28 protein-coding genes are annotated in these 25,301 nt (G+C 38.5%); 7 read left to right on the top strand and 21 right to left on the bottom strand.

All coding sequences use genetic code 11. The features are described 5' to 3' along the window. Positions 1-123: 123 nt before the first annotated feature. Entirely contained in the window at positions 124-1,131 is a 1,008-nt protein-coding gene (gene tsaD / locus A7P54_RS12660) for a tRNA (adenosine(37)-N6)-threonylcarbamoyltransferase complex transferase subunit TsaD (RefSeq protein ID WP_171549795.1), read from the bottom strand. Positions 1,132-1,276: 145 nt separating this feature from the next. Between tsaD and rpsU the strand changes: the two genes are divergently transcribed. After that, positions 1,277-1,492 carry a 30S ribosomal protein S21 gene (gene rpsU / locus A7P54_RS12655; protein WP_004652785.1) on the top strand — a complete coding sequence of 72 codons (216 nt, stop codon included), beginning with the start codon at positions 1,277-1,279 and terminating at the stop codon, positions 1,490-1,492. Positions 1,493-1,521: 29 nt separating this feature from the next. Continuing rightward, the gene (locus A7P54_RS12650) at positions 1,522-1,968 is read left to right on the top strand and encodes a GatB/YqeY domain-containing protein (RefSeq protein ID WP_004808327.1); all 447 of its coding nucleotides are present in this window, start codon (positions 1,522-1,524) and stop codon (positions 1,966-1,968) included. Between the two features lie 47 nt (positions 1,969-2,015). Here A7P54_RS12650 and A7P54_RS12645 read toward each other — a convergent pair whose 3' ends face one another. The 8 genes from A7P54_RS12645 to A7P54_RS12610 form a co-directional block, all read right to left on the bottom strand. Continuing rightward, positions 2,016-2,783, bottom strand: coding sequence for a polymorphic toxin-type HINT domain-containing protein (locus A7P54_RS12645; RefSeq protein WP_171549794.1), 768 nt, complete (start codon positions 2,781-2,783; stop codon positions 2,016-2,018). A 59-nt stretch (positions 2,784-2,842) separates the two neighbouring features. Beyond that, entirely contained in the window at positions 2,843-3,202 is a 360-nt protein-coding gene (locus A7P54_RS12640) for a hypothetical protein (protein ID WP_171549793.1), read from the bottom strand. 40 nt (positions 3,203-3,242) lie between these two features. Beyond that, entirely contained in the window at positions 3,243-3,608 is a 366-nt protein-coding gene (locus A7P54_RS12635) for a GFA family protein (RefSeq protein WP_171549792.1), read from the bottom strand. A gap of 62 nt (positions 3,609-3,670) precedes the next feature. Then, entirely contained in the window at positions 3,671-4,165 is a 495-nt protein-coding gene (locus tag A7P54_RS12630; protein WP_171549791.1) for a GNAT family N-acetyltransferase, read from the bottom strand. A gap of 59 nt (positions 4,166-4,224) precedes the next feature. Then, on the bottom strand, positions 4,225-5,667 hold the full coding sequence (locus A7P54_RS12625; RefSeq protein WP_171549790.1) for a M48 family metalloprotease: 1,443 nt from the start codon (positions 5,665-5,667) through the stop codon (positions 4,225-4,227). A 125-nt stretch (positions 5,668-5,792) separates the two neighbouring features. After that, a complete protein-coding gene (locus tag A7P54_RS12620; RefSeq protein ID WP_004808338.1) occupies positions 5,793-6,380 on the bottom strand; it encodes a 1-acyl-sn-glycerol-3-phosphate acyltransferase in 588 nt (195 codons plus the stop codon). 111 nt (positions 6,381-6,491) lie between these two features. Next, positions 6,492-7,457 carry a D-glycerate dehydrogenase gene (locus A7P54_RS12615; protein ID WP_171549789.1) on the bottom strand — a complete coding sequence of 322 codons (966 nt, stop codon included), beginning with the start codon at positions 7,455-7,457 and terminating at the stop codon, positions 6,492-6,494. 17 nt (positions 7,458-7,474) lie between these two features. Further along, positions 7,475-8,122 carry a hypothetical protein gene (locus A7P54_RS12610; protein ID WP_171549788.1) on the bottom strand — a complete coding sequence of 216 codons (648 nt, stop codon included), beginning with the start codon at positions 8,120-8,122 and terminating at the stop codon, positions 7,475-7,477. Between the two features lie 261 nt (positions 8,123-8,383). Between A7P54_RS12610 and A7P54_RS12605 the strand changes: the two genes are divergently transcribed. Both A7P54_RS12605 and A7P54_RS12600 read left to right on the top strand, forming a co-directional pair. Beyond that, entirely contained in the window at positions 8,384-9,487 is a 1,104-nt protein-coding gene (locus A7P54_RS12605) for an MBL fold metallo-hydrolase (RefSeq protein WP_171549787.1), read from the top strand. 213 nt (positions 9,488-9,700) lie between these two features. Next, positions 9,701-10,336 carry an SDR family oxidoreductase gene (locus A7P54_RS12600; RefSeq protein WP_171549786.1) on the top strand — a complete coding sequence of 212 codons (636 nt, stop codon included), beginning with the start codon at positions 9,701-9,703 and terminating at the stop codon, positions 10,334-10,336. 72 nt (positions 10,337-10,408) lie between these two features. Here the strand turns inward: A7P54_RS12600 and A7P54_RS12595 are convergent, their stop codons facing one another. After that, positions 10,409-11,005, bottom strand: coding sequence for an NAD(P)H-dependent oxidoreductase (locus tag A7P54_RS12595; RefSeq protein ID WP_171549785.1), 597 nt, complete (start codon positions 11,003-11,005; stop codon positions 10,409-10,411). Between the two features lie 98 nt (positions 11,006-11,103). Between A7P54_RS12595 and A7P54_RS12590 the strand changes: the two genes are divergently transcribed. Further along, on the top strand, positions 11,104-12,012 hold the full coding sequence (locus tag A7P54_RS12590) for a LysR family transcriptional regulator (protein WP_171549784.1): 909 nt from the start codon (positions 11,104-11,106) through the stop codon (positions 12,010-12,012). Between the two features lie 21 nt (positions 12,013-12,033). On the opposite strand, the gene A7P54_RS12585 is transcribed toward A7P54_RS12590, so the two are convergent. Together A7P54_RS12585 and umuD are read right to left on the bottom strand one after the other, a co-directional pair. Beyond that, positions 12,034-13,332, bottom strand: a complete 1,299-nt coding sequence (locus A7P54_RS12585) for a Y-family DNA polymerase (RefSeq protein WP_171549783.1) — start codon at positions 13,330-13,332, stop codon at positions 12,034-12,036. A 4-nt stretch (positions 13,333-13,336) separates the two neighbouring features. Continuing rightward, positions 13,337-13,948, bottom strand: a complete 612-nt coding sequence (gene umuD, locus A7P54_RS12580) for a translesion error-prone DNA polymerase V autoproteolytic subunit (RefSeq protein ID WP_016163161.1) — start codon at positions 13,946-13,948, stop codon at positions 13,337-13,339. A gap of 294 nt (positions 13,949-14,242) precedes the next feature. On the opposite strand from umuD, the gene A7P54_RS12575 reads away from it, so the two are divergent. After that, entirely contained in the window at positions 14,243-14,473 is a 231-nt protein-coding gene (locus A7P54_RS12575; protein WP_004652770.1) for a hypothetical protein, read from the top strand. Between the two features lie 189 nt (positions 14,474-14,662). Here the strand turns inward: A7P54_RS12575 and A7P54_RS12570 are convergent, their stop codons facing one another. The 5 genes from A7P54_RS12570 to A7P54_RS12550 form a co-directional block, all read right to left on the bottom strand. Further along, a complete protein-coding gene (locus A7P54_RS12570; protein WP_005202565.1) occupies positions 14,663-14,890 on the bottom strand; it encodes a hypothetical protein in 228 nt (75 codons plus the stop codon). A 251-nt stretch (positions 14,891-15,141) separates the two neighbouring features. Further along, a complete protein-coding gene (locus A7P54_RS12565) occupies positions 15,142-15,765 on the bottom strand; it encodes a class I SAM-dependent methyltransferase (RefSeq protein ID WP_171549782.1) in 624 nt (207 codons plus the stop codon). 130 nt (positions 15,766-15,895) lie between these two features. Next, positions 15,896-16,225 carry a hypothetical protein gene (locus A7P54_RS12560; protein WP_171549781.1) on the bottom strand — a complete coding sequence of 110 codons (330 nt, stop codon included), beginning with the start codon at positions 16,223-16,225 and terminating at the stop codon, positions 15,896-15,898. A 144-nt stretch (positions 16,226-16,369) separates the two neighbouring features. Further along, positions 16,370-17,269, bottom strand: coding sequence for a LysR family transcriptional regulator (locus tag A7P54_RS12555; protein ID WP_005202562.1), 900 nt, complete (start codon positions 17,267-17,269; stop codon positions 16,370-16,372). 156 nt (positions 17,270-17,425) lie between these two features. Further along, positions 17,426-18,406 (bottom strand): MBL fold metallo-hydrolase, encoded by a 981-nt coding sequence (locus A7P54_RS12550; protein WP_171549780.1) that lies wholly within the window; start codon positions 18,404-18,406, stop codon positions 17,426-17,428. Between the two features lie 118 nt (positions 18,407-18,524). Here A7P54_RS12550 and A7P54_RS12545 point away from each other — a divergent pair, with 118 nt between their 5' ends. Then, entirely contained in the window at positions 18,525-19,451 is a 927-nt protein-coding gene (locus A7P54_RS12545) for a LysR substrate-binding domain-containing protein (protein ID WP_171549779.1), read from the top strand. Positions 19,452-19,518: 67 nt separating this feature from the next. Here the strand turns inward: A7P54_RS12545 and A7P54_RS12540 are convergent, their stop codons facing one another. The 4 genes from A7P54_RS12540 to A7P54_RS12525 form a co-directional block, all read right to left on the bottom strand. Continuing rightward, the gene (locus tag A7P54_RS12540; RefSeq protein ID WP_171549778.1) at positions 19,519-19,803 is read right to left on the bottom strand and encodes a hypothetical protein; all 285 of its coding nucleotides are present in this window, start codon (positions 19,801-19,803) and stop codon (positions 19,519-19,521) included. 224 nt (positions 19,804-20,027) lie between these two features. Further along, positions 20,028-22,373 (bottom strand): TonB-dependent hemoglobin/transferrin/lactoferrin family receptor, encoded by a 2,346-nt coding sequence (locus A7P54_RS12535; RefSeq protein ID WP_171549777.1) that lies wholly within the window; start codon positions 22,371-22,373, stop codon positions 20,028-20,030. A 433-nt stretch (positions 22,374-22,806) separates the two neighbouring features. Next, positions 22,807-23,823 (bottom strand): AraC family transcriptional regulator, encoded by a 1,017-nt coding sequence (locus tag A7P54_RS12530; protein ID WP_171549776.1) that lies wholly within the window; start codon positions 23,821-23,823, stop codon positions 22,807-22,809. Positions 23,824-24,325: 502 nt separating this feature from the next. After that, positions 24,326-24,667 (bottom strand): hypothetical protein, encoded by a 342-nt coding sequence (locus A7P54_RS12525; protein ID WP_005202551.1) that lies wholly within the window; start codon positions 24,665-24,667, stop codon positions 24,326-24,328. Between the last annotated feature and the right edge of the window lie 634 nt (positions 24,668-25,301).

Below are 25,301 nucleotides of genomic sequence, written 5' to 3'. Positions count from 1 at the left end.
AATACGATAGCGTCGACTTTAACTCTTTGCCATGTACATAAATCAAGAATTTGATTTTTAAATATAAGAATGGTCTAAATTGATCCATAATCTAAGGATCAATTTAGAAGAATGCGTTGCATTTTAGGTTGGTTGTAACTCAGTCATTGGCCATCTTGGTGTTGTCGTCACCGCCAAACCATCATGTTGCCCTGCTTTTAAACGTTGATATCCAGCAAAGGCAATCATGGCGCCATTATCTGTGCACAATGAGGGCTCGGCATAATAAACATGTGCCTTGATCTTTGCCAGTGAAGTTTCTAATTGTTCACGCAAACGCAGATTAGCACTGACACCACCGGCAATCACCAAACGTTTTAAACCCGTTTGCTTTAAAGCTTTCACTGATTTTTTAGCGAGTGTATCGACAACTGCCTCTTGGAAAGATGCAGCCACATCCGCATCACGATTTTCTTCACCTAACTTTTTCAGTTGTACTGAAACTGCAGTTTTAAGACCACTAAAAGAAAAATCCAAACCTTGATGTAAGATTGGTCTTGGGAATTCAAATGCTTTGGCATCACCTTGTAAGGCTAACTTCGCAATATTTGGACCGCCTGGATAAGGCAGTTTCATCATTTTTGCGACTTTATCAAAGGCTTCACCCGCTGCATCGTCAATCGATTCACCGAGCAATTCATATTGACCGATCCCATAGGCCGCCATTAATTGGGTATGTCCACCTGAAACCAATAAAGCCACAAACGGAAATTCCGGTGGATTTTCCGAAAGTAATGGCGCCAGCATATGACCTTCCATATGGTGTACACCAATCGCAGGCTTATTAAATGCAAATGCCAAACTGCGGCCAAATAAAGCACCTGTCATTAGTGCGCCCATCAGTCCAGGACCACGGGTATAGGCAACTGCATCAATCTCATGCTTTTTGACACCACTTTGCTCAAGCAGTTGATTAATCAAAGGAATCATCTTGCGAACATGGTCACGTGAAGCCAACTCAGGAACGACGCCACCATATTCGGCATGCAATTTGATCTGGCTATATAGAACCTGTCCACGTAAGCCGAGCTCGCTATCATAGAGTGCTAACCCAGTTTCATCACACGAAGTTTCTAAGCCCAAAACAATCATTAAACTGCCTTTACAACGATCAAAAGTAATATCAGAGCTATTATAGACTTGTGATCTGAGTTGTAAATGAGTAAAATACTGACCTTCACTTGCGATCTAGTGCAATAGTGCGTTAGATCTTATCCATCATCTTAGAGGATTTTACATGCCACAAGTTAAGTTGAAAGAAGGCGAACCAGTAGACGTAGCTATCCGTCGTTTCAAACGTTCATGCGAAAAAGCGGGTGTTTTAGCTGACGTTCGTAAGCGCGAATTCTATGAGAAACCAACTCAAGAACGTAAGCGCAAAAAAGCTGCTGCAGTTAAGCGTTATCAAAAGAAATTGACTCGCGAATCTGTACGTACTACTCGCCTTTACTAATTAATTTGTGATTGACTGCTGAAGAGACTATGAATACTTTAAAAAACCAAATTACTGACGTGTTAAAAAATTCAATGCGTGCCAAAGATATGGCAACAGTAACGGTTATTCGTGGTGTACAAGCAGCAATTAAGCAAATCGAAGTCGATGAGCGCATTGAGCTTGACGATGCTCAGGTTCTTGCGGTCATTGAAAAGCAAATTAAACAACGTAAAGAATCGATCAAGGCCTTTTCTGGCGCTGGTCGAGATGATTTAGCTAGTAAGGAACAAGCCGAAGTTGAGGTTATTTCTCAATTTCTACCAGCAGCTATGACTGAGGAAGAACTTGATTCCATCATTGAGCAAACGATTGCTGCTCAAGAAGCTACTAGCATGAAAGATATGGGTAAGGTGATGAATTCTCTACGTCCGATCATAGCCGGGCGTGCCGATCCTGCACAAGTATCTGCTAAAATTAAAGCAAAATTAAGCTAATCCGCTTAACTCCTTTATATTGCCCTATTTTTTAAATTGGATTCATTTTAACAATGAACCCAAATCCCTTCTTCACCAACAAAATAAGTATGAAAATCTTCAACGTCTATATTATACACGTAAGTAGAGTAAGGCTTCCCTATTCCTCCATAGCCTCTTCCACTATTAAATAATTCCCAGTACTTTGTTATTAATTCCTTATCTTTATCCTTGTATAATAATAAATAATCTGATTTATCTTTATCACTAATACGGTCTGGAGAAAACCAACTAGAGTCAACAAATGTAGCCAATCCCACATCATCATAGTCATCTAATAAAACCATTCTTGGTTTACCCAAAGAAAAATCAACTAACTCATAGCCATAGTGAATTTCACTATTATACTTCCATTCATTCGTTTTTGGGATGATCGCTAAATTCTCAATACCAGAATCCCATATATGAAAACCCATATTCTCAATAGAATCCATGCCCCTAACATGATCATATCTGCCTTGATCATGAATATTACTGTGAGGTAAATGAACTAAATATTCAATCTCATCTGCATCATCAATTTGATTTGCAGGTACCCAACTACGATCTTTCACCCAAAATGGATGCTCCTCCGTACAAAAAATCTGAACAATGGCAAGCGGAGACATCACTGGAGGTTTTACATCCGATTTAAAGGTATTTACGACCTTTTTATATTCTGTTGAGCCTGTGCCACTTTCATGCCTTGATAAAACCATATCCCCAACTTTAATCTCCTGAATTGGTACTAAACCTTTATCTGTATGCACCAATGTTCCTGCAACAAATCCTGTCATTTTTATTTACTCTTATTTTAAATTGGATTCATTTCAACAATGAACCCAAGGTCTTTTTATTATTTAAAATCACACTGAACATTATATTTCGCAAGCATTTGCATTTCTTTTGATTCAACCACCTGCTTGATTAAATCTTGCTTGCTCATGCTGGCATATTGCGCTGGTAATGATGAGCGATTTTTTTCAATCGCATCAGACATATCCTGAATATAACGCTGATTAATCTGACAGTACTTTGCTTGCTGCTCAGGCGTAAATTGTGACGTTTGTGGATTCAGACTTCGTAAAAAGCTGCGGATATCTTGCGCATATACACCACGAATTTTATCCACTGAGTTTGCATATTGCTCAATCGATGCTGCTGAGCTGATCCCCACACTGCTGATCGCAAAAATAAAAACTAAAATTTTCTTCATAAATGTTCTAACTTCTCAGCAATTGCTTACGCACGTCATCTTATCTTAATTCAATAAATTTTGGTTTATGCTCCAGAAAAAATTCTTCCTTCGGTGCGGGTATATTACCTTCTGTCACAGTGCCTAGGCGTAAACGAAGTACATCAGGCAAATCCTTTCGATAAGAATAGAGCGGGCTGGCACAATTTTGACAAAATACACGCGCCTTGTTAACTGTATGAAAATATTCTTTCAGTTGCTCTTGCCCTGAAATTAACTCAAATTTGCTTTGCTCAATCGGGCTGTTCCACCCCGCAATTGAACCTTGTGCCTGTTGGCAATGACTGCAATAACATAAAATGCTGTTTTCAATTTCTCCATGATATTGATACTGTACAGCACCACACAAACATTGCCCTTTGATCATAACAATTTTCCCCTCAGTTTTATAAATATAAGTCGTCTTTAAGTTTTATGGTTTGATATAAGTTAAATAAGGCTCTGCTTTAGTTCAAGTATTTCACCAGCAAGCCCATCATAATCTTTGAACGCTGTATGAATGAATCCCTGACTTGTTAAAATTTTACGTGATGCGATATTGTTAGGGTCAATAATTGCAAATATCCGATGAATTGAATTTTGTTTTTTGGCATCACTCAGTAACTGTTGACTAACTTTACGAGCTATACCTTTTCCCCAATAACTTGGTAAAAGCATATACCCCAACTCAACCTCATTGTCATTCAATTTTTTGATTTCCAATTTCGCTAAGCCTATATATTCATTAGTATTCACATCTAATATTTTAAAATGACCAAAGTTCGGATGTAATCGATTATTGACAATAAGTAACTGAAAATCTCTCATCGCCTCTTCTTCAGGAATCGCTCTTTCTGTAATCATCGCCATAACTTTTTCATTTCCAACCAGTTGGTAATAAAGCTTAAAGTCATGCCTATGAAATTTTTCTAGTTTGATTTCCATATCGTTATTACTCTTTCTAAACTGAATACGTCTCAGTAAATATCAGCTAAGGAAGCCGATTACAGTCGCATACGGCGTTCATCTTGCATCTGTTTTAAACGCGCATCAATCTTGGCTGACATGGCTAGATTCCCTTTCGCCAACCGTTGTGCGTGTAACATCGATTTAATTGCATTTTCTTCGTAACCCGACCAGTACTCTGCCTCTGCACGATAACCCAATACATTGACTGCTTGTAAAGGTGAACTCTTATCTAAATTGGTGGCTTGTTGCAGTAATTGCCAGCCTTCTATATCACGTTGGTTTTTGTGGATAAAGCGTTGTACCAAAGTTTGTGCCTGTGCAACTTGCCCTTGGCGAATCAGAACTTCCGCCAACTTATAGGACAAGGCTCTATTCTCCGGCATGGTCTTTTGAATCGGATTAATTGTGGCATAGGCCTGATCTAACTTATTTTGGCCCAAATAAATATCAGTTTGGATCAAAGGAATCAGCACATGATTCTTGAGTTTCGGCTTCACTAAATCCAAATTGGCTTGTGCTTGTGCGTAGTCACCTTGTTCAAGATAGAACTTACTCAATGCCAATTGTGCAGCTGTATTTTTCTGATTTGCCAGTGACTGTAATTGAAGCTCAGTGGCCTGACTTGAAACCACTAAGGTATAGAGTTTTAAAATTTCAAAATCGAGATCGTAAATTTTTGATTTCACTTTCGGTAATTGATTGGCACGTAAACGTGCTTCGCTCATCCGCTCAGTGGTTAAAGGATGGGTAAACCAGAAGTCTGGTAAAAAGCTAACACGACTGGTGGCACGATGCATGGTTTCAAAATAATCTGCCATGCTCTGTGGGTTATAACCTGCGGCATACATAAACTGCATGCCGATACGATCCGCTTCACGTTCCTGATTACGACTATAACTCAACTGCTTATCCATCAATGCCGCTTGAGTCCCCATCATTACCGCTGCACCCGCATTGCCATCGGCTTGAGATGCAATGGCAGCCCCAACAAGAATCCCCGCCAATGCAAGCAAACCTTGCCCCTTAAATGCTTCTTGAGAGCGGCTATAGTGTCGCTGTGCAACGTGTGCAATCTCATGCGCCATAACCCCAGCAATCTCATCTAGATTTTTAGCTGAAGTAATCAAACCTGTATTCAATGCAAATAAACCACCAGGAACGGCAAAGGCATTAATTTGAGGATCTTTAATAATCACCAAGCCAATCGGTTGACCAAGTTGGGTCTGACTTAAAATACCTGAAAAGACCTGCAAGAACTGATCCCCCAACCATGCATCTTGCAACGTTGGCATTTGACGATGTACTTCACGATAGACTTTTTCGCCAATAAATTTTTCTTTTTGTTGATCGAGTAAACCTATACCGCTGCCAATTTCAGGCACTTCTGTTTGCCCAGCACTATGCGCAGGCAAAAAAACCTCAGTGTGACTCAGTTGAGTTGTGGCGAAAAGGCCACAGGCGAGCAGGAACGATCTCAAGTGGTTTCTCTATGATTTTAATAAAGAAATTTAATATAGCATTGAAAAAAGGAGAAATTTGCAACAAAGTGTTATAAAAGGCAGGAAAATCCTGCCTTACTTTATGATTTTTGAAATCGACTGAATTACTCTGCCGCGACGTAACGCTGATCTACACTAAATTTCTCTGGGAATTTCGCATTGATCGTGGCATAAAAAGACATGATCTCGGTCATATCCTTTTCATAATCCCCTGTAGGATAAACAATTTTTCCTACACCTGTTTTTTTCTTGGCATAGTCCATATACGCAAGTGCAATCGGTACACCCGCTGTTATTGCCACATGATAAAAACCAGTTTTCCATTGCTCTTGTTTAGCGCGTGTTCCTTCTGGAGTCACCAGCATGACTAACTTAGGATGCGTCTTAAATAAATCACTCATCAACTGAACCATACTTGGACGTTCTTGACCTTCATGCTTAGCACGACGATCAATGCCAATCCCCCCCATGGCACGAACAAAAGGACCAAATGGCAATTTCATATAACTGTCTTTGATGGTCAGGCGCACATTAACACCCAAGGCTTTTAACGCCAAACGCGCATATAAAGCATCCCAGTTGCTGGTATGCGGGGCAGCAATCATGACACATTGATCAATATTTAAATCCCAATGATTGTCAATTTCCCAACCCATTAAGCCCAAACTTTGTTCAGCTAATTTTTCAAACACCAGACGCCCCAAGACGAAGTCACAAAGGGCGCAAGTGTACCAATATTAATCAACTTAAAAAGATGGGCCTGCACAATAATGCAGCAATTAAATGATCAGCATTGTAAGCAATTATTCGAATTTCGGATTCACTAAATAGCGAGGTGTGCGATCTTCTAATGCATCAATCAGGTTCTGATAAGCAAGGCTGACCATCTTCTGACGTGTTTCAGCAGTTGCCGAACCGATATGTGGCGCAGTCACCGCATTTGCTAGCTCAAATAATGGAGAACTTTGTAGTGGTTCCTTGGCATATACATCTAAACCCGCTGCAAAGATTTTGTTTTGCTGCAATGCTTCAATCAATGCATGTTCATCCACCACCGAGCCACGCGCGATATTGACGAAGACAGCATGTTTTTGCATCAAATCAAATTGCTCGGCCCCAATCAATGCTTTTGACTCACTATTTAAGTCAACAGCCACTACAATAAAATCAGATTGCTGCAATAACTGATCTAAATCACGATACTGCGCATTGAAGGCCTGAGCCACCTCAATCTTTTCACGGCGATTATGGTACAAAATATTCATATTGAAACCATAAAAACCACGACGGGCGATGGCGGCTCCGATATGCCCCAGCCCAATAATGCCTAGGGTTTTGCCGAAAACATCTACCCCAAATTGTTCCGTCGCAACGGTACGCTTCCACTGCCCTTGCTTAGTCCAAGCATCTAATTGTGGAATCTTACGTGCGGCACTCAGTAACAAGCTAAAGGCTAGATCGGCTGTGGTTTCCGTTAAAACGTGTGGCGTATTGGCAAGCCAAATTTTCTTTTGATTGAGATAGTCAACATCGTAGTTGTCATAGCCAACCGACACCGTAGAAATGACTTTGAGTTTTTGTGCAGGTGCTAAGTTGCTTTCATTAAGTAAACGCCCTGCGCCAATCATGGCATCAGCATCAACCACTTCGGTCCGAATCTGTTCATTGATATCACCAAGCTTTGGATTGAGTACCACCACTTGATAATCTTGCTGTAACTGCGCTATCACGTCCTGATCTATTTGGCTGAATACAACGACTTTCTTCATGATTCGATTTCCGTTCTTTATTGCATGAGCTGCCACAATCGTCTTTTCAAGACAGGTTGAGCCAGCATTTCTTCTAAACTCGCTAAATGTAATATATTAGAATGCTGAATAAAGTCCAGTTGACCTAAGCATAATATCTTTCTGCCGCTTGCGGTCGCATCCAGAAAGCCTTGAATATAAGATGGCAGTCCTCTGCTCTCTTGAAATGCAGCCAAGGGAAATGGCCATTTCAACTCTGCGTATTGACCCAATCGTGCCTTTTGAATATTTTGCCAGAGCTGCCTTTGTGCATCGCTGAGCTGACTGCTTTCCAACAAAATGGCACAGTTTTCTAAAACATACATTTGCAGTTCAAATGCCTGAATCTGCGTTGTAATAACAATCTGTTCTTTTTCAACAACAGCTTCTTTTACAATAGGCTTGGCAATAATTTCTGTAGGCTGAGGAATTTCTTTTTCGGCGATCGCTAATGTTGGTCGCGATGCAACTTGAATTTCTTTTGGCGTTGGTACGACATCTAATATCGGTGTCAGTGGCTGTGAAGTTTCTTCAACAATTTGATCCCGCCATAAGCTCGGTGCAGTATTTTTTTGACATACCACCTCTCTAGGAATCCAAACATCAATCCCCAAAGTTGCCAATATGTTTCTTTGCTGCCCGATCATGTTACCTACTCGTTGTCTTGATGCACAGTGATTTACAACACTGTAACCGTACATAGTCTAGCATAAACCAAGCCCCGCTAAATGACTTCCTTTTGCTCAATCACATCAATACACATTCAATTCTCGTTCGTTTAGGCAAATATTCAATAACAATAGGCAAGTTTTCACTCATCGACTTTTAGACAATATTTCATCATTTTGTCGCTTTTAGTTTTTATTAATATCGTATCGAATGCTCAAATGAAAAGGTTGACTCCATTTATGCTTATTCTTTTTGTTGCGATCGCCGTGGCCCTGCTTATTGCAGCGAGTGTTTTATATGCACAACAACCCTTATTCGGTAAAATCCCTTCTGGTGAACGACTACAAGTCATTGAAAGCTCTCCCAACTATCGCCAAGGTCAATTTCGAAATTTAATTGAAAAATCAGGCATGAGCGAAGACTCTAGTATTGCAGTTGAACTCTATAAAACCTTTATTAAAACCATTCCTGATCGTAATCCGATTGATCCCATTCCTTCCATTAAAACCAATCTACTTACTCTTGATCCGAAACAAGATGTCATGATCTGGTTTGGACACTCATCGGTATTTATGCAGTTGCATGGTAAAACCTTTTTGATCGACCCTGTTATGAGTGGCAAAGCCTCTCCTTTCCCTTGGGGCACACGCGCCTATAAAGGGACTGATATCTATCGGGTTGAGGATTTACCTGAGATTGATTATTTGCTGATTTCGCATGATCACTATGACCATTTAGATTATGAAACGGCACTTAAACTCAAAGACAAAGTTAAATACGTGATTACTGGTCTAGGCGTCGGTGAACACTTTGAATACTGGGGTTATCCCAAAAATAAACTGATCGAGCGAGATTGGGGTGATCGAATCGAGTTTGATGATGGGATTAGCATTATCACTGAAACCACCCATCATGATTCACGACGTGCCTTTGATGGTGGTAAGAATTTATGGGTTTCTTTCGTGATTCAATCCCCGAATAAAAAGATTTTCTATACGGGTGATGGTGGTTATGACAAGCACTTTGTCGAGATTGGACAGAAATACGGTCCCTTTGATTGGGCATTGATGGAGAATGGGCAATATGACGCCGCTTGGCGTTCAGTGCATTGCCATCCTGATGAGGTTGCCCAAGCCACTGAAGAACTGAATGCACGTAATATGATTCCCGTACATCATTCAAAATTCAGTTTGGCCAAGCATGCTTGGTATGAACCGATTACCCGCATTGTTGAATATTCAAAAAGCAGAAAATATCGCCTTGCGACACCGATGATTGGAGAATTGGTTGAGCTGGATAATGAACAGCAACCGTTTAAACAGTGGTGGAAGAATATTCGCTAATTCAATCATGATAGTTATATCAGCCTCATTTCGATGAGGCTTTTTTTATAGATACTGCAAAAAACGACAAGCTCATCAAATTAGGCAAACAACTGAGCATTTCAGGTCAATCCGTTTCGTATTTTTAAGCTTAAATAAAATCATCAAAGATCAAGAAAATAACATTCACATGTGTTTTCTTTTAATGAAAAAGTGAAATAAAGGTAGTTCAAAATGAAAAATGTATTAATTCTTGGCGCATCATGTCAAATTGCTCAATGGGTCATTAACATGTTAGCCAACGAGCCTAAATTGACTCAAACGCTATTGCTCCGTGATGCAAAAAAATTAGGTACTGATTTGCCGAGCAATGCAAAAGTCATTGAAGCAGATGTTTTGAATCTAGAACAATTAAAACAGGCTGTACAAGGGCAAGATATTGTTTACGCCAACCTTGCCGGTGAATTAGAACAACAAACACGGAATATCATTGACGCCATGCACGGCGCAGGGGTTAAACGTATTATTCTGATCAACTCCTTAGGCATCTATGATGAAGTTGAAGGTAAATTTGGTGAATGGAATCGCAATGAAATCGGCAAATACCTTGGCCCATATCGTAAAGCAGCCGATTTATTAGAAGCCTCTGACCTGGATTATAGTATTTTACGTGCGGCGTGGCTCATGGATGAAGATGAGATTGACTATGAAACAACGGAACGCCATGAGCATTTTAAAGGCACGGTCATCTCACGTAAAAGCGTCGCTGCCTTCGTAGTTAAAATTATTCAAACACCAGCATTAGCCTCTAGAAAAAACTTAGGGCTCAATAAACCACACTCAGATGCCGATCAACCTTATTTCATCTAAATATGAAAAAATCGGACAAACAGGCACCCTGCTTGTCCGATCCTACCAAGTTCAGTAGTAAGGGGTATTTTTTTAAACAGCAGCTTGCTGGGCTTTTAGATGCGCATCTTTTAATGCATCCACCTTTAAAGCAGGAATATCCAGACCTTCCGCATAAACGAAGCGCACCTCATGAATCCCCATTAAGCCTAAAACAGACTGTAGATAAGGCGTTACTGCATCCGTCGCTTGTCCAAGGTGAATACCACCACGGCTGCTCATCACGATTGCCTTGACACCTTCAACCAGACCTTGAGGATAAGTTTCGGTATATCTAAAAGTGTGGCGAGCACGCGCAACCAAATCGAACCAGTTCTTCAACTGTGTTGGCACATTCAAGTTGTACATCGGCGCACCGATCAGCAATAGATCCGTTGCTTTAAGTTCTGCAATCAACTCATCCGATAACTGGACAATCTTTTGTATCGGCGCTGCAACGTGTTCTGCACCACGCAGCGCATGGAAAATTTCAGCATCCAGTACAGGTAAGTTAAGCGTGGTTAAATCACGAATGATCACTTCATCCTGTACGCCTGCTTCTGCACGTTGTTTTAAGAATGCATCGATCAAACGGCTCGTCTGTGATTGATCACCCATAATGCTTGATTTCAATACCAACACTTTCGCCATGTTTGTTCTCCATATCTTGATGGAGCTATCTTACTATTACATTTTAATCGCCAGTAGTGATACTATTTCAATCAATTGATTCCAAAAATTCTACAATCATGCAAACTGAGCTGAGTACGATTTCAATCTTTGTGACGGTGGTCGAGGCAGGAAGCTTTAGCAATGCTGCTGAACAACTACATCTGACCCGCTCGGCGGTGAGTAAAAGCATTGCGCGTTTAGAACAACTTTTGGGCGTAACTTTATTTAAGCGTACTACTCGAACCCTCAGCTTAACAGCCGAAGGTACGCTGTTTTATGAGCACAGTCAGCGTGCTATTGCAGAAATCCATGCTGCTGAAAGCTTGTTGGATCAGGGTAAAATCAGTGCAACGGGCTTATTAAGAATTTCGGCCCCAGTTCTGTTTGGACAACTCTATGTTGCCCCAATGATGATTGAACTGGCACAACAGCATACTGATTTGCAGGTAGAACTCTCTTTTAATGACCGAACTGTCGATTTGGTCGAAGATGGTTTTGATTTAGCTATTCGTATCGGTGCTTTACCAGATAGCCATCATTTGATTGCGAGAAAGCTAGGCGATCATCGGATGCTACTCTGTGCCACACCCAAATATCTACAGCAATCAGGCACAGTGAAGGACTTGGATGATCTACAACAGCACACGGCCATTGCTTATCCTTATTCTGGGTCCCCACCGAAATGGCATCTTCAAGATAAAAACAAACAACTGTATGCCATCAAACCCAAAGCAAAATTGCTGTTAAATGATATGCAGGCGATTAAAAATACAGTGTTATTAGATCAAGGAATTGCATGGCTTCCTGACTGGCTGATTCATAAAGAACTACAGGATGGCAGTTTAGTTCAGGTATTGGCAGAGTTTTCCAGTGTCGATTTCCCGATTCATGTGGTTTGGCCTGCTTTAAGCTATATGCCACTTAAAACGCGTTTAGCCATTGATCTGTTGGTCGCGGTATTCCCATCTCAGCTCAGTGCCAATTAACCACCCATCTATACAAAATCATTATCCAATCTTTAAAACTTGATCCCAATTAGTCAAATAACTTGGTGATTTATGATTTTGTGTCATGCGCCATGCCCGCCCATGAGGGGTGATTAAACGCCCCAACGTCATGGTGTCCCGTCCGAACTTTTCATTAATTCCATCAAATGCTATCGAAAGATTTCTTCGAGCAATCAGTTCATCAGTATCATGGAATAAATCAACAGCATGACTATGTTGCGGAATGATGTCTAACAAGATCACTTCCGCTTTTTTATAACGATGCCCAGCTTGAAAAATGCGATCAAGCCCCTGCTGTACCGCTTTGATAATCTCTAAACGATCATCACTGTAGTCAGGCAAATAGACGACCGTATAAGGTCGATAATACTGATCCTTATTAAAGCGGTTAGTACGAATACTTACCCCAACCGCCTTACATAATAGTTTCTGATGGCGTAAGCGCTCTATGGCACGTAAACTAAATTCAGTCAGTGCGCCACTTAAATCACTTTTCTCCTGAATCGGCTGTCCAAATGAACGACTACTCAACACCTGTTGACGGTCTGTCACAACATCCTCAAGTTCTAAGCAAGCCATACCTTGTAATTCTTTGACGGTATTTTCCATCAGCACTGAAAAATACTTTCCCATCATTTTTGCATCTGCTTGCAGCAAATCCATCACCGAGTAGACATTCATTTTTTCCAAACGTTGTCGAATCTTACGACCCACACCCCACACTTCCCCTACGGGCATATGCTGCAACAAATCTTCAATCACGCAGGGATCTTCAGCAACGATATTACAGACACTATTAAAACAGGCATGGGTTTTGGCGAGATTATTGGCGAGTTTTGCTTGAGTTTTGGAATAACCAATCCCGATACAGCACGGCAAGCCTAACCAATTTTTGACGGTATCTAAAATCTGATGCGCATAAGCAGTAAGATCATAACTTTGTTGATAGGCGGTTAACTCTAGAAAGCATTCATCTATTGAATACACTTCCTGCTCGCATGGATCGACAAAGCTGCCCAATATATTCATGAAACGGCGCGACATTTCCGCATACAAGGCATAATTACTTGAAAAAACTTCGACTTGATGCCGTTGAATAATCTCTTCAATCTGAAAAAAAGGCACAGCCATCCGAATACCGAGCTGTTTCGCCTCATAAGAACGGGAAACCACACAACCATCGTTATTGGACAACACCACCACAGGACGATTTTCCAGCTTTGGATTAAACACGCGCTCACAACTAACATAGCAGTTATTTACATCAATCAAAGCAAAAATACGTTGTGGCAGACTCATGGGCTTATCTCATCGGTTTCAGGTTATAGGTCACAACACCCCAGATCAGTAACTCTTGTCCCTCGCTAATATAAATATTCTGGTAGTCAGGATTCTCAGCTTTTAACCACACTTTAGGTGGGCTGAAATGGTGATCAACCATTAAACGCTTCACGGTAAAATCATTGTCAATCAAGGCAATTACAATATCCCCAGATTTGGCAGGAAGACTACGATCTACCACCAAAGGATCATCGATATCAATGCCTGCATCTAACATTGAAAGTGAATTTGCTTTCACAATGAAAGTAGAATTTTCGTTACGAATTAAAAATTCATTTAAATCTAAAGCTTGTTCTACATGGTCTTGGGCAGGTGACGGAAAACCGGCGGCAACACGTTCCGTTGCCAGTGGAATGTGATAAAGTCGATCATTCTTGGCTTGGACATTCTGTATTTTCATTGATGTCGTCAAATCAGTTTGAGTACCCGTTTTGACATTATTCAGTAACCAATTTTTGATGAAATCAACTTGAGATTCGGGAACACGGATGACTTTGGTCGGCTCAGTGAACTGTGCCTTCCGCCCAGCATTGGTTCTTGCCCCTCCATGCTCAAATTCAGTTTTTTTGGACATAACTTCCCCCTACCCAAGCTTAAAATACTTTCAAATAATTTAACTTGAAAAAGTTACAAATTCAAGTTGACGTACAATTAATTTTGCATAACAATGAATCCATAGATCAGATTTTAGCTTGTTTAACTTAGACAAGGATGTATAAGACAAACTAAAATTAATGTTTCAAATGAATGACTTATCTTATTTTTTACTCAGTTAAAAAATGTTAAGCCATTGATCTAATTCATTAATCTATTTGATCTCTCAGCAGTTAGGTTTTATTCAAATATTTTTGATGTGGAGACATGAAAAATGAACAATCGACGTGATGCTATTCTTGGTTATGCTGACGAACAACATGCTTTCTTTATTCGCCTGATCGAGAACAATACTGTGTTAGGTGATAGCTACGGACTATTTTGTGACAACCAAAATAGTGAAGCCGCAGAAAGTATTATGACCACACTTTTTTTAAAGAAATCTTTTTGGTTAAATGGTTCAGAGTTTAATGACATTGTTAAAGGTCTTAACCCCATTCATTGATAAAAACATATCGATTCAATATGACCTTGCTATAAAAGAGCTTGTTCCATGATCTCACTCAACAAGCTCTTTATTTTTCAACTTAAATACGCTTCAACTTGTACATTATTTTAATACTCTCAAATAAAAACCCACCGATTGCAATTGCATCAGTGGGCCTTTTTATAAAGTTGAATCATCGGTTTAAATTCAGATAAATCTTTTGTCATTTACAGGTGCAACCAACTTATAAATTTTACCGTCAGTATCACTTTCAAAAAGTAAGTCAATATTTGGAAAAATGATATTTCCTTCTACTTCAATATGTTCAACCCGTTTAAAAAAAGGAATATCACGGTCTTCTAAATCATTCAGCTGTGCAACGACAATCGATTCGTTTTCTTCTTGGTCCTTGACGATGACTGTAATCTTATCCATAACAGTTCTCCCAATATCTATAGGTTCATAGGACTATGGGAAATTTTCGAGAACTTGTCGATAAAATCGTTGTAACAAGAGTTATAAGTATTATCTTTTTATTGTTTAAACCGCTAAGCCATTGAAATTAACTTTTAATTTATAAATTCCGTTAATATTTAATTAACCATCGAGTTACATTTACGTTTAAAACGTTTCAAAATAATTCACCTCTCGTCATCATTTAAATGAGCGGTAGATCTTTTAAAATATTAGTTTCTGAATTGCCAGATCGTATTGAGAAATTTTTGCTCTGTGCCCCAAGGGGTAATATGTAGCTCTATCTCGTGATGTAGCAATATAAAATCCTTGTTCAGTTTGTGACTCAACTTAGCCAAACTATAACGCTCTACCGTTAAGCCACTACATTGTGTTGGCCCATCTTCAGCAAAAGTAGACAAAATCAGATATCCGCTTGGCTTTAATGTTTGACGTAGATTGTGTAAATATTGTTCCTGTTGTATCTCTGTCAACATAAAATGAAATACCGCACGATCATGCCACACATCAAAAAATTGAGACGCAAGTGCAACCGTACACACATCTGCAACTAACCAATGCACATGGCGACTGTCTAAGCTCTTTGCAGTTAACCTTACACGGGTTGTATCTAATGCAGTTTCGGATAAATCAAGCACATATAAAGATTGATATCCAGCTTCCAGCAGATGATCAATCAAGAGAGAGGCGCCACTGCCCACATCAATCAGCTTGGCATGCAACGGCACATCCAGAGATTGCATCAACTCAATTGTTTTACTTGGGTGTTGCTGATACCAACTCACTTGGTCAGCTTGTTTAGATTGATACACTTCTTCCCAATAATTTCTGCTCATTTGAGTTCCTTCTCAGTGCTAATCGGACACTCCAGCATCAGCGAAATGAAAAATTATCTGGTGATTATGGCACTGGCGTGAACAGCTTGATAGCTACAGAATTAATTTGTCCCCAGACATCAAATAAAATCTACTTCTGTGTCATCACATTGGATATTTCTTTCTGATTTTTGGTTTTATCATCGGGCTGTTCACGGCTCTCTTCTATTTCATTTTTTAACTCAAGGTATTGTCTAGCATCTTCTCGACGATGAATCCCACCTAATTTCAAAGCCTGAGTATCAACTTCTTCATCAATATCTGCTTTTTTCGTAGACTGTTTAATCAAAGAATCCTTGCTTTTTTGTACTGCTGAATGAATAGGAGCAACTCGCTCACCCTGCTGTTCCACTGGTAGTTCAGTTGCAAAAATCCCCGTTGATGCGATCAGAACAGACATCAAACCTAATGTTCTTCTCATGCTCAAGCCCTAGCTTGTTTTTAATTTTGATGCTTTATCTTAACATGTGTGCTTACGCTTATTGCTTTAAATCTTATCCCCCCATTTGCAGCATTTGAGCTTTTTTCTTAAAAGAGCAAGTCCAATCTTTGCCATGCTAACTGGCTAGAAGTATCGCTCTTTCACAATTTTTGCGAAATAATTCACTTCTTTCAAATGACGCTGATCAGCATAAATAATGCCTACATTAACACTAACATTAAAATCTTCGAGCGCCACAATTTCAAGGTCAGAGTTAAATGCCGAGTGCTGATCTATAAACGGCTTTGGAAAAATCCCCAAACCATCTCCATTTAAAATACTGTGTAACTGCGGTTCTATCCCGAAGATTTCTTTATTGGCATATAGGAACAACTTTCGTTCCTTTAGTTCTTTATTTAAGCATTCTCTAAAGCAACATCCTTCAGGGTGGATCACCCAACCTTTCTTACTGCATCGCTCCAAACTGGTATGTTCTTTCACGCCAGTTCTGGCCGAAACCACGACTAAAGGTAAAGTCCCAATGTTCAAGAAAGATAAATGGTTCGCAAGATTAAGATTGGAAGGAATCATCACAATGGCAAGCGGTAACTCACTCTCAGCGACTCGCTGAATTAGACTTCGCCCCCAACCACTTTGTATCTCAACACCTGTCAAATAATGGTCGTGCTTATACCTTTCATAAATATATTCAGAGAGATCATCCACCAAGGTAATTGGAACACCGATGCTCACTTTTTCTTGATTTGGAAGAACCTCTTGCTGATGAAAATACTCTAATTGTTCCATTTGCTCGAGGATATAACGACCTTTAAAGTATACCTGCTCTCCCAAATGCGTAAGCTGCAAAGGTCGGCTTTTACGATTGAATAGCTTTCCTTTTAGTTTTTTCTCAATATTATTGATGCGTTTGGTTACCGTAGATTGATCAATACCTAGCTTTTCTGAAGTTACAGTTAAAGAAGAGTTTTCAACAGCATATATAAACGTTTCTAAATCTTTAATTTCTAACACTTTAACACTCATTCATCTGTTGTTCAGACGCGTTCCAAATCAATTCCATCACTGGTTTTACATTTCAGCATAATGCATCACATGAATTTGCCTATTCAGACCAAATCATCAGACTCGATACAAACTCCTGCTTCAACAGAAAAGCCCTTATTTTATCTGGTCATATGGCTACCAGTTCCCCCGACGATGATTGGCTACCCAACGATACATGCCTTGAATATTCGGTATTTTCATCGTACTGAAACCAATCCAGTTCTGAACTTCGGGGCTAAATTTGACATTACGATAGAGCTGATCCCACGACTGTCCTGCACGAACCAAATCCAAAACTTGTTGATGCAAGTCGACAATATAATGACGCAATGCGATCTGATCTTCACGTGTGGCAGGGCTATAATGTCCAACATCAATAAAATCGACATCTTGCTTGATCACCCAATCCAAGGTATCAATCCAGCCTGTGTAATAAAAATCTAAAAAATCATTGTATGGCATGCTTTTACTTTCACACACATCGGTACATTGCAGTGCTTTATATTTTGGAAACAGTACCATGACCATACTGTCTGAATGGCTCGGTGCAACGTAATGTAATAAAACCTCCTCGCCCCCTAAACTAATTTTCATGTCCTGATCAAAAACGCGATCTGGTAATGCTGTGGCTAACTTTTCCCCCACGATCGGTTCAAGACTACGTTGATTGGCAACAATAGTTGCACCATCTGCTTTAAAGATCTGCCCACCACTGATATGGTCCGCATGTGCATGGGTATAAACCACATATTTTACAGGCACATCAAAACGTTTCTTGATTTCATCTTTTAGCCATGTCGATGTGCAGGTCATCGCTGGATCAATCACCAAAGCACCTTCTTTAGTGATCAAAACTAAACCGCTATGTACGGCTAAGCCTGCACCCGTAGTATGTCGGTACAGATTACCTCTGACTTGCGTTAAGCTTCTTGGATTATCTGGACAGGATGCCGCGGTAAAATCCGCTAACACAGCACGATTCCGATAGATTGATTGATCTACAGCAATCCCATTATCTTTCGCAAAAACAGGGCTTAGAGGCAATGACAGCAATAATGCTACAAAAAATTTATAGCTCAAAAATGCCCTAATTATTTGATTTTTAAACGTGCTCACCGACAAACCCTGCATAGATTTCACGGAGATCAATCTAACAAGTTCAGGCCTCTGACAAAACCCACAAAATCCACAATATACTGTCCTAAAATTAGCAACAATAATGGATTGGGCCGCCATGCAAAAACTGGATGATCTCTTATTATTCGTTGAGGTGGTCGAGCATGCTGGATTTTCAGCTGCGGCACGTGATTTAGGCGTACAGCGCTCTAAACTCAGTCGACATATTGCAGAACTGGAAAATAGAATTGGTGTTCGTTTATTGCATCGCAATACACGCAATGTTGTTCTGACGCCAGCAGGTGAAGAAGTCTATATTCATGCAAAAGCATTAAAACAGGCCGCACAAAATGCTTTTGCGGTTGCAACAGACCTTGCTGGTGACCCAAAAGGAACATTAAGAATCGGATGTTCCTCAACCTTTGCACAAGAAGCATTGCTGCCTATTCTTGATTTGTTCTTACAAAAATATCCTAAGATACGCCTGATCATCAACACATCAGATCACAATATTGATTTGATCAGTGCGCAAGTCGATCTGGTTTTTCGAATCTCCTCCAAACTCCTCAATGACTCGAGTTTAATTATTCGCCCTGTCTGCGATTTACCGATGATACTGGTTGCCAGTCAGGCTTATATGAGTGATAAAGAAAAAATTGAGTATCCAGAACAACTCAAACATTTAAATTTCATTGCTTTAGGAGTGCAAAAGAACCTGATCTCTCAGATATTCACCAATCAAAATAACGACTTAAACACCGTGTTGCTCGAACCCTATATCAGTTGTGGCAATATGTCGGTACTCAAATCGGCTGTGCAACAAGGCATGGGGGCTGCTATTCTGCCCTGGTATTTATGTGCTCATGAACTGAATTCTGGCCAATTTGTAAATGTCTTTAAACCTGATTCGCCATGGTCACCTCAAGCATCTTTAGTGAATGCACTTATACCAACACGAGAAAATATTTTATTGGCAACAAAACTCTTTTTAGATTTTTCAATTCCGCGATTACGGCACAAACTACATCCAGCATTAAGCGACTAAGTAGTTCCTTTTTTGATCCCAGTCATCCCCAATAATATTATTTAATATCAAAATACTATTATTCTTATTAGTCATAGAGGGAACAGCTACATTTTCCGAACATATTATAAATAAAGTCAACAGGTGCATCGATCGGATATACATCCCGATCAAGTAAGTAAAAAATTTCTCCTTCATCCAATATGGTTAAAACTTTGTTTTTCCGTTTTAAGATAATGCCGTGTTTTATTATTTTCTGAATTTCTTCTGCATCAATTTTAAACTGATAAAAGAAAACAATTTGGCCTGTTTTCAAATTATCTGGGTCAATTTTTTTGTACTTTCCACAGGTCAAGCAAATCCATTTTTTCATTATCAATGCTCTGCAAAAAGCTCCCTTTATTGTATAAAAAGCATTCACTGAAAAATTAACAGCAAAGCATTAAAAAATTATCATTTAGTGAAAATTTAAATATTTAATCATATCAGGACATTGTTATATTCTAAATGAAAAGTACAGATGCTTAGATACTCCTTCACATCTGTACCCGCTGGATAAATGCTAAAATTCACGCTAAATACGACTCTTTACGACCACTAGAATCGCTGTGAAATACTGAGCTTATAATCACGACCTGTACCGGTCATATATTCACCTAAATACATCTTATAGTCTCGATTAAATAAATTGTCGATTGAGAAATTTAAAGTAGGCCCTTTATCTCCAACAGGTTGCCAATCCGCATAAATACCATGCAGTGAATATCCTTTAGTTTTGGGTAATGAAAAAGAGGATGCTGCAATCGATTTATCATTATCAGACAGGCTACGATCCTGTTTAGCAACAAATATCCCTCGCCAGCCCATTGTTAAATGATGCTCAGGCACATTCACACCTAAGGTTGCTGTTGCTTTTTTCGGAGGGATATCCGTCATCCATGTTTTTTGTTCAAACCATGGGTTTACAGGTGAATTATCACGTTGACCACGGATATAAGAATAGGTTAAACCTGTGAACCAAGTCGGCTGATTGTAGAAAATCTCGGCCTCATAGGCTTTGATGGTATAGTCAGTGACATTACGGTAAAAGCCATGCTTATAGTTTCCATTACAGTCATTAATGCTGCCATTTCCACCATTGGCATTATTTTCTGCTTGTGCCTTACAGAAGGTTGATCGATTTCGGAAAATTTCATCGCCACCCCGATTATGGTGATAAGTCAACCGGACTTGCAGATGGTCTTGTTCTGAAAAAACATCATCAAAATTCATTTCATTGCCCAAACGGATCGCCAACATCTTTTCAGGCAATAAATAGCGACTGGTTGATGGTACAGAGGTCATTGCCGATTGCACATAATATTGCTCGTCGACACGAGGAGCACGCCATGTTTTACTGATATTGGCAAACCAAGTGAGATAATCTGCTTGCTTCCACGCCAAGGCCAAACGTGGTGACCAGCCGCTATAGGTCTTGCTGGAATAATCATGCCCTGCGCTCGGATCATTATAACGTGATGCTCGGTTTGGATGACCTGTATTGGTAATATGATCATAGCGAAGCGATGGTGTAATCGTGAGATTATCAATCTGGTATTGATCTTCTACAAATGCACTCAACATTTGCTGTTTGCCTGAAGGCATATAATTTGGCTCATAATAACCAAAATTATAGTCTGGTTTTTTGGCGTTGTTCTTATCATAGATGAGTGAGTTCTGCTCCATCTTCTGATATTGAGCCCCGACCTTTAATTTATGCGTACCATAATCAGTTACAATATCACTGATATTACTGAGCTTAAACGCTGTATTGGTATAAGTTACCCAGCTTTCATTGCCCAGTGTAGCTGCCGATCCAGTCACGCTCGGTAATCTCTGATCATGTTGATCGGTCTTTGAATACGATGCTGTAGCCTTCAAATTTACATAGGGGTTTGATTCAGGATTTAATTCATATCCAACTGAATAGCTGCTATCGTTTTGATCGCGATAGACCAAACGACGTTTCCATGCCTCCTCATATCCATATTTTTTAATATCCGCTTCTGTTGGAACGGCATCTTGATCACGCATTGCCGCAAATGGTTCCCAGCCCTTATGCCCACTTTGCATCGCATTCAAACTAATTTTTTGGCTGTCTGTCGGATGAAAATTGAGTTTGGCCAAATAAGTATCCTGCTGCTGTGCAGAATACAAAAACTTGCTGCCATCAGGGCGTTGAACATCGCCACTATCTCGATTGGTATAGTAGAACATCCCATCAACGACACCATTTTCACTCTTTCCATACACAGCACCTGTATAGGTATTTTGTGAATTATTGGAAAATCGCGAATATTTCAAAAAAGCCCCAATATTTTTATCATCAACCAATAAATCAGTGGCATCTTTAGTTTCTAAGGTGACTTTCCCTCCAAAACCACCATTTCCAACCTCAACATTATGTGGACCTTTATCGACCGTAATTTTTTTTAACAGTTCGGGTTCAATAAAAACTGAACCTTGTCGATATTTATCAAAACTTTTGACCGAGTCATCCAAAGTAATCGGAACATCCTCAACACCTCCCATACCAAGGATATTAATGGTTTGCCCACCTGGTCGCGGTGAACCTGCCGAACCCACACTTGGCATATGGTCCAGCAATTGTGCAACATTGTTGGCTTGATAACGGTCAATGGCCTTTTGATTTAACACACTCTGACCAAACTGGATGGTATCTTCCTTATCCGCCTGTACAACAATTGGCGTCATTTGATAAATTTGATTCTGAGCATTGGTCTTAGACAATGTGTCTTGTACGGTCGGTACTTTTGTGACGGTGTTTGCCAGAACAACCTTGGTATTATCTGCATAAACAGGTATGGTCAAGGCATACATAGATAAAGCAATAGCCAGTACAAGAGGCTTAATCACCTTTGTTTGAGAGGGAGATTGGGACATAAACTTCACCGGAAGATAAAAATCATCAGCAACCTAAACGAGGTCCTAAAATAATCGACGTTTTAATTATATAAAAAATAATAAAAATTAAGCTTCAATAAAGCGCTTGCAGCATACGCCAAATCATTCAGACTGCAAACCTAATTGACTAGAGTCTGACAGCAGCATGACGTCGCCCTGTGGAGAACGACGATGAGTCAACTGCTGTCGAGGAGGATTGAGGGAACATATCTCATTCAATTCAATAAAACGACACAAATAATATTGATTATCACTTGCATTTAAATAAATGTAAATGGATGGATAGAATTTTTAAGACACCTAAAATGCTCTCATCCGTTGTACTGCTAAGTGATGATTAGGACAAGCATTGGCTAGATGACCTAAAGTTGTACTTCCTGCACAACAACATTGCAGTAAGAATAGGCCAGAATCACGAACGATGATTTAAGATTTTTTTCTTCCGATATTGTAACGGACTCATCCCAGTCCATGACTTAAATGCTCGGATAAACGAGGTTTGTTCTTGGTAGGCCAATAGCATTGAGATGTCCAGAATGCTCAAATTGAGATCGGCAAGATAATCAAAAGCTAAATCTCTACGGACCTGATTCAATCTTTCTTTGAAGGTATATCCTTGCTGCTTTAATTTCAGTTGAAATATCCGAGCTGGTAAGCCCAATTTATTTGCAACCTCCTCCACGCTGATATTCCCCTTACTTACAGCTTGAATAATTGTTTTCTGTATTAACTCATCAAAAAGATCAAGCTTAGGACGTTTTGACAGCAATACATTTGCCTGCTTAATTAAAATATCATTTAACACAGGATCAGCATTGAAAACTTCTAAATCAAGACTTGTCATGGAAATATATATTTCAACATCTTCACTTTCAAACTCGATAGGACAGCCAAAAAAATTTTCGTAGTTATAAAAAAATTTGGTTTTCTCTGTACTAAAACTGACTTTTTTCACTTCTATTCTATTCGGATGTACTAATTGATCTAAAAGTGTATAAAAAACCCCCATTAATAATTCATCTACCAAATGATTATTTTTAAGATAAGGGTCAAATCCCCACCGAATGACAATAAACTGATCGGAAATAGACATCTTTGCAGGCTTAGCCTCACAAAATAGCCTTTGGTATTTTATAAATACATTTAATACATCTAATATATTTTCACATGATGAAGTAATATATCCTAAAATACCAAGATGTTTAGGTTGAGTATATTTTGATATTTCTAGTCCAAGTGTTGGTTTAGTCTGTTTTTGATTAATTTCCTCTAATAGTTCAATCCATTCCCCGATTGGAATCAGTTCACTTGTTTTATAATCACTCAAATATTTTACATTTTTAAGATTATTTTTTACACAAAAATTAATCAACAAATTAAGCATCGAACTTGATATTAATTTAACCTGATTAGGATGACTCAAAACCATTGCTCCCCACTCATATCATATCTAAAAGCCCACCTCAGAGAAGGAATCAAAAAACCAGTTACACAAGTACATTATTTAATCGACCTTAAAAATTAACGATAATCCAGTTTTCCATTTTTCATACTAATGCGGCAAAAAATCCATTTTTTGTGATATCAATCACAGATAATGCTCAAAATCTACTTTAAAATTCAATAAAAAAATTATCATTTCTATAAAAAAACTTATCATTTAAAGGAAAGTTTCAAGATTGCAAAAGTCTCTTCACGAAAGGGAGAGTTAAAAGTGATTTTTTATTCAACAATTAGATTTTTATATTTTTTAAATTTCATTTTTATCATCTACATTATTTCATATTTATGAATACTGACTATTTTCAAAAAATTTTTAATTATTTTAAAGCGCTAAAATGACGACACACCGCCTCAATTTGGTGCAAAAATTTAAAACATATCAAGACCGATTAAAGTCCTGTTTATTCCCCTATATGATAAATTCAAAATTATTTTGACGAAAAAAAAAGCTCAACAATAAACATTAAAAAGGAAATAGAAACAATCAAGCCAAAGCTAAATAACAAAGAAAATCCAACCAAAAAGTAGTAATCACTCATTTTCTCAAAAATATAATTCACAAAATACAAAAACAGAAAAACATAGCCAATATTTGAATTCCACAAGCACATGACCAGTAAAAAAAATAAATTATAATTCAGATATTTTTTACTTACTTTAACTTCACTTCCTTTATTTATCTTCCGATAATCGGATACTGTAATTTTTTTATATACCACATTTACACCTTGGCTATATAATATAAAAGTTAAAATAACGCCTTTGCTCATAAAATAATTAGCATTTAATACACAAAAGTTATCATTTTTTCAAAAAACAGTTTACCAACGTCTTTAGTAAAATAATATTTATTATATAAATTCAATTAGATACAAAAACAACTATTGAGAAATAGCCTTCAACAAAGCTCATCAAAGTAGCTAACTTTTTGAAAATAAAATTTATAAAAAAGCCTAAATAAATATAAAATACAAATATTTAAATTATTAAATGGAGTTAAATTAAAAATAGAATAGGTTTATTTTTTGTAATTATAATGCAAAAGCAAAGTTAATTTATATTTATGATTTTCGTCGGCTCAATACTTCATCTAGAGCAAACATGTACATGTCAAATAAATGATACAATCACATGATTTTACTTAAAAATATATTTATTAAAACTTAACTATATATCTTAAATATTATTATTTAACTTATTTTCCCACTCAGTTATTCATATTTTTTGTTCAATCTACACGACTCAAATACAAAACATAAAATACACAAACGCATGGACAGAAAAAACATAAAAGCCATGTGAAAATCTAGATATTGAAAACCAATGAATAAATAAAATACTGATTAATATATATTTATTTAAATAAAACCAATCAACATTGCCGTACACAAGCAAAACAATATG

The organism is Acinetobacter sp. Ac_3412 (assembly GCF_013072675.1).
Lineage (GTDB): Bacteria > Pseudomonadota > Gammaproteobacteria > Pseudomonadales > Moraxellaceae > Acinetobacter > Acinetobacter higginsii.
The sequence above is the reverse complement of the archived record's forward strand: the minus strand, read 5'-3'. Positions and strand labels throughout refer to the sequence as shown.